Source organism: Bradyrhizobium uaiense, assembly GCF_010811875.1.
GTDB classification, from domain to species: Bacteria; Pseudomonadota; Alphaproteobacteria; order Rhizobiales; family Xanthobacteraceae; genus Bradyrhizobium; species Bradyrhizobium uaiense.
Genome location: NZ_VKHP01000418.1, coordinates 1 through 3894, shown reverse-complemented (window position 1 = coordinate 3894; position 3894 = coordinate 1). Strand labels below are relative to the sequence as shown.

Genomic DNA, 3894 nt, shown 5'->3' with positions numbered 1-3894 from the left:
GTCTTGATGTTGTTGACATAGACGTCGACGGTTGACGGCACTGCCGCGCTACCACCAATGGTCGCGAGCGGCGCGGTAATGAGATCGGGCCGCAGGGCAAAATCGCGTTGAGCCTGAAGGCCGCCGATCCTGATCGGCCGCGACCAGGCCAGACCGCCGTTGATCGTATCCCCAGCAACGTAGCCGATCATCCGGTCTTGGTCGGAATACTGGAAAGACGAATTCAGCCGTGTCGCCTGCGCAGGCTGCTGCGGACCAGTGCGGACGATCGCCGACTGTTCGGCGGTACCGTAAGGCGAAAACGCCCGGGCATCGAGCAAAAGCGATGTGTTACCGAGCCCGATCAATCTCGGGGTAGCTGCGTTGCTGGTTGAACTCAACAGGTCATAATTCAGCACCGCGCCGGGATCGGCCCGCGCCTTTGGCAGGTTCCCCCTGGAGCTGCCTGCGTCAAAGAGCTGCGGCTTGCGTCCGGCTTCGTCGACGGCAATGAATATCCGCTGTGTTCTCTCCTCATATCGATACTTTACGGTCGGGATATCATCCAGTGCGATGATCTCGCCCGGTCGATGCGGCGAGCCCGGTTGCAGGCCGAGGCTTTCCAGTTCCTCCACCGTTCCGCCGATACGACCGTCATCGAACCGCACGAATGATCCGATCGTTCGGGCGGACATGGAGTTGATCACGACATCGAGTTGCAGATTTGTCTGGTGCTCCCCCGCGCGCGAGCGCCCGGCACAGAGGACCATGCCAAGGAGTGCTAAGACGGACACAAGCGTGGAGCCTCTTCTACCGACGAGTCTGCGACTCAATAACCGCATGAGTCTGGCCCTTGTCGGTGTCCGCCGTGACAGAGATGGATCCGCCGGATCCAAAGCCGCGAGGATATTTCAGCGTGGCCCAACTCATGGAGGAATGTCCGAGGACATAGCCGAGGAGGCCGTTGCCAAAGGACAAGGTAGCTCCCGAAGAATCCTTAAGCCGCAAGTTTGCGATGCGTAGCCGTTCATCGCCGGCGTTGCTTGTCACGACGGTCAGTTGGCCGGCTTCGGTACGGAGCGCCCAGGAAACCTGCGGCCGGCTGATCTCGCGGCCGCGAAAAAACGCCGGGATCGACTGTCGTACCAAAAGATTGACGCTGCGACCTTGGCCGCCGCCTGCTCGCGGCAATTGGTCGACGATGACACGATAGCTCTCTTCGCCGTTGACCGGCTGTTTCGACACTCGTACAACTCGCACGACGTAGTCTGAATGAGGCGCCATCCTGACGGCCGGAGGTGATGCCACCACGTCGGTTGTCGGTTCAAGACTCTCCTTGCCGTCGGACTGCGACCAGCGAAGCACGCGCGTCTGGACCTCGACGTGGGCATCTTCGTCATTGCGCAGCGTCAGGGAAGCCGCCGCCGCCGGCGCATTCAGCTCCAGGAGAACGGGTTCAACGCGAAGCGCGGTGGCATGGGCAACCTCCATGCAGGCCAGGCTTGTGGCAAATGCGGCCAGCAGAGTCGAACTATGATGCATCGCGATGCCCAGTCGATTTCGAAATCGTGCGCCAAGAAGGCATTTCGTCGATACGCAGATGCAACGGAACAGCGGGCCGCTGCCGCGGCCCTTTTTCAATAGGTGATGGTCATAACCACCGTGTCCGTGTAGGTGCCGGTGTTCGGTGCGGTGCCGGTTGCCGGAACGGTACCGTAAATGTTGATCGTCTGTGCCGATCCGTTACCGGTGCCGAGAAAGCAGCCGTTCGTGGTCGTGCAGGTGGTGCTGCTGGTAGCCGTGGTCCAAGGGTTGGTATGGGCCGAATCAGTATAGAGATCGTAATTGATAAAATTCCCGGCATTCGTCATCCGCCGCTGGCTGCCGGACACATTTGCTCCGTTGTCCATGGCGATGGAGTACGGGCTGCCATTGGTGCAGGTGACCGAGACGGTTGTGCTGCCAGACTGCAAGGTGGTTGCGAGCGTTGTTCCTGCCACGCTCCCGAAATTGAGCGTCGCAGCGTTGATTGTGCAAGACGCCGTGATGGTGATCTGAACGGTCAAATTTGCGGTCGATGTGCCGGCCTGGGCGGACGTTTGATAACCGGATGCCACGGCAACGAAGAGCGCGACCGCTCCCATTCGCGCAGCCTGCCGCGTTCGTCGCTTCAGCAAAGGTCCACGGTCGTCGCGGATGCGAATCCTTCGACAAGGATCGAAAACCCTGCGGGCCGCTTTCCTGGTCGGCCGGCAAACTTCTTCGGTATCTTCCAATGAATTCGTTTTCATCGCCAATTGTGCCCGTACACGCAGGCCATCGTCGTCAACAAAAGAATCAAAATTGGGTAAACTTTGAATGAGCAAAAGCTTCGCGAGGCCTGATCGAACTATCGACAGCTATGGCCCCATCAAAAGCCGTAATAGCTGGCAAAGTCGGCTGGCGGACTCAGGGCCGCACCGGCTCTGGGTGCGCTTGGGCTTAGTCTGCCTCCCTCTGAATTCATTGGTGGGCCCGGCAGGACTCGAACCTGCAACCAGACCGTTATGAGCGGCGGGATAGCGAGTGGCTTCGTTGATTTTGCTTAGTTTTTGTTTGAATCGGATCGCGTTCGTTGCGGTTCGGCTGGGTCGTTTCTGGTGCGAAACTGGTGCAGTAACGACTGCTCATGAAGACGAGTCGGGCTTGTCATCCGTAAGGTCTCCATCGCGGGACTCTCCTTACGACGATCATCAAGCGGATGGGCGCGGAAGGGCGGCACGCACGCGCCGAAGCAAGTCGAGTTCGTCGACAGCCTGCCGCTGACCGCGGTCGGCAAGGTGGACAAGAAGGCTTCGAGGTTATCGGCCAAGCTCCGTATTCCTCGGTCGGCGATCGGCAAGATGGTCGATGACTCCACCGAAGAAAATCTCTTGTTTGAAACAATCAGGAACTCGCTTCGAAGGGAAGCTGGAGGAAAGCCTTTGCTTCAGCGGGCTGCGGGGCCATGCCGGTTCTTATAGCCCAATTGGGTTATCCAGGTGCCGCACATGACCTGATTGTTTGGCACAAGCTGCACTGGTCTGTGGGCTCCGCCGTGATCTACATTGACGATCATGGGGCACGGCAGCGACAGATTTTGGCGAGTGCGTCGTGCGGGCCTGCCGGCCGGCGCTCGCAAATGGCTGCATCATTGGCTCGAAGCGGTCGATGGCGATCTGGCCTTCAAGGTATTGGTCGTGACAGGCGGGATGCTGTCGACCGTCGCGATCGCCTTTGGACTGTTGTCGTCCTGAGCACGCCTCTCAGCTGACGTTGAGCGAGCTGATGTCGGCGACGAGCCCTGCGGTACGGATCACTCCCGGCGGCAACGAATGCGCTTCAGATTAGCTGCAAATTCGATCGGACGTCGAGGCCGTCCCGTAGCAGGTTTGGGTGTCGCGGCCTGGGCCACGATCTTCCTGATTTGCCATGCGCAACAGACGGTCGCGCTGCCGCTCACGCCCTTCCGGTATGAGGCTCAGGCTCAGCGGCATTGCCCCGGCGATACCGTGGTCTGGCTCGATTTCCGCCGGGGACGCTACTATCGCAAAGGGCAGAGCCGCTATGCGAGGGGCTTCGATGGCAGCTTCGTATGCAGGAATGAAGCGCGCGAGAGCGGCTATCGGCGTTCTCTGCTCGGTCTGCGGTGACATCACCGAAGGCCGGCATGGCACCCAATGAGGTGCGGCCTACCACCCGTAATAGCGCGGCCGGGCGTAGTAGCCGTAGCCTCCGCCAGGCGCGCAATAGTCGCCGCCGTATCCGGAGCCATAGCCATAGCCATATCCGGCGCCGTAGTAGGGATACCCACCATAGTAGGGCCAGTCCCTTATACACATCTAAAGGTGCCCACAGCACACCCCGGTCACCCACGCGCGTTGGCCCCGACCCTAG

At 60.0% G+C, this 3894-nt stretch carries 5 protein-coding genes and 1 pseudogene; 2 read left to right on the top strand and 4 right to left on the bottom strand.

All coding sequences use genetic code 11. The features are described 5' to 3' along the window. From FNJ47_RS45050 to FNJ47_RS45040, 3 genes and pseudogenes are all read right to left on the bottom strand, one after another. Positions 1-749: pseudogene (locus FNJ47_RS45050) on the bottom strand (fimbria/pilus outer membrane usher protein); the annotation flags it as partial. Between the two features lie 40 nt (positions 750-789). After that, positions 790-1620 (bottom strand): fimbrial biogenesis chaperone, encoded by an 831-nt coding sequence (locus FNJ47_RS45045; RefSeq protein WP_163163096.1) that lies wholly within the window; start codon positions 1618-1620, stop codon positions 790-792. Continuing rightward, a complete protein-coding gene (locus tag FNJ47_RS45040; protein ID WP_163163094.1) occupies positions 1617-2345 on the bottom strand; it encodes a Csu type fimbrial protein in 729 nt (242 codons plus the stop codon). The genes FNJ47_RS45045 and FNJ47_RS45040 overlap by 4 nt, the downstream gene beginning before the upstream one ends. 759 nt (positions 2346-3104) lie before the next feature. Here FNJ47_RS45040 and FNJ47_RS45035 point away from each other — a divergent pair. Continuing rightward, positions 3105-3254, top strand: coding sequence for a hypothetical protein (locus FNJ47_RS45035; RefSeq protein WP_163163092.1), 150 nt, complete (start codon positions 3105-3107; stop codon positions 3252-3254). 135 nt (positions 3255-3389) lie between these two features. Then, positions 3390-3650 carry a hypothetical protein gene (locus FNJ47_RS45030; protein ID WP_236000551.1) on the top strand — a complete coding sequence of 87 codons (261 nt, stop codon included), beginning with the start codon at positions 3390-3392 and terminating at the stop codon, positions 3648-3650. 39 nt (positions 3651-3689) lie between these two features. Here the strand turns inward: FNJ47_RS45030 and FNJ47_RS45025 are convergent, their stop codons facing one another. Continuing rightward, a complete protein-coding gene (locus tag FNJ47_RS45025) occupies positions 3690-3839 on the bottom strand; it encodes a hypothetical protein (protein WP_163163088.1) in 150 nt (49 codons plus the stop codon). Between the last annotated feature and the right edge of the window lie 55 nt (positions 3840-3894).

Coding starts and splice junctions, on each gene's coding strand:
- FNJ47_RS45025 (WP_163163088.1), bottom strand. CDS start 3,839: ATGTGTATAAGGGACTGGCCCTACTATGGTGGGTATCCCTACTACGGC.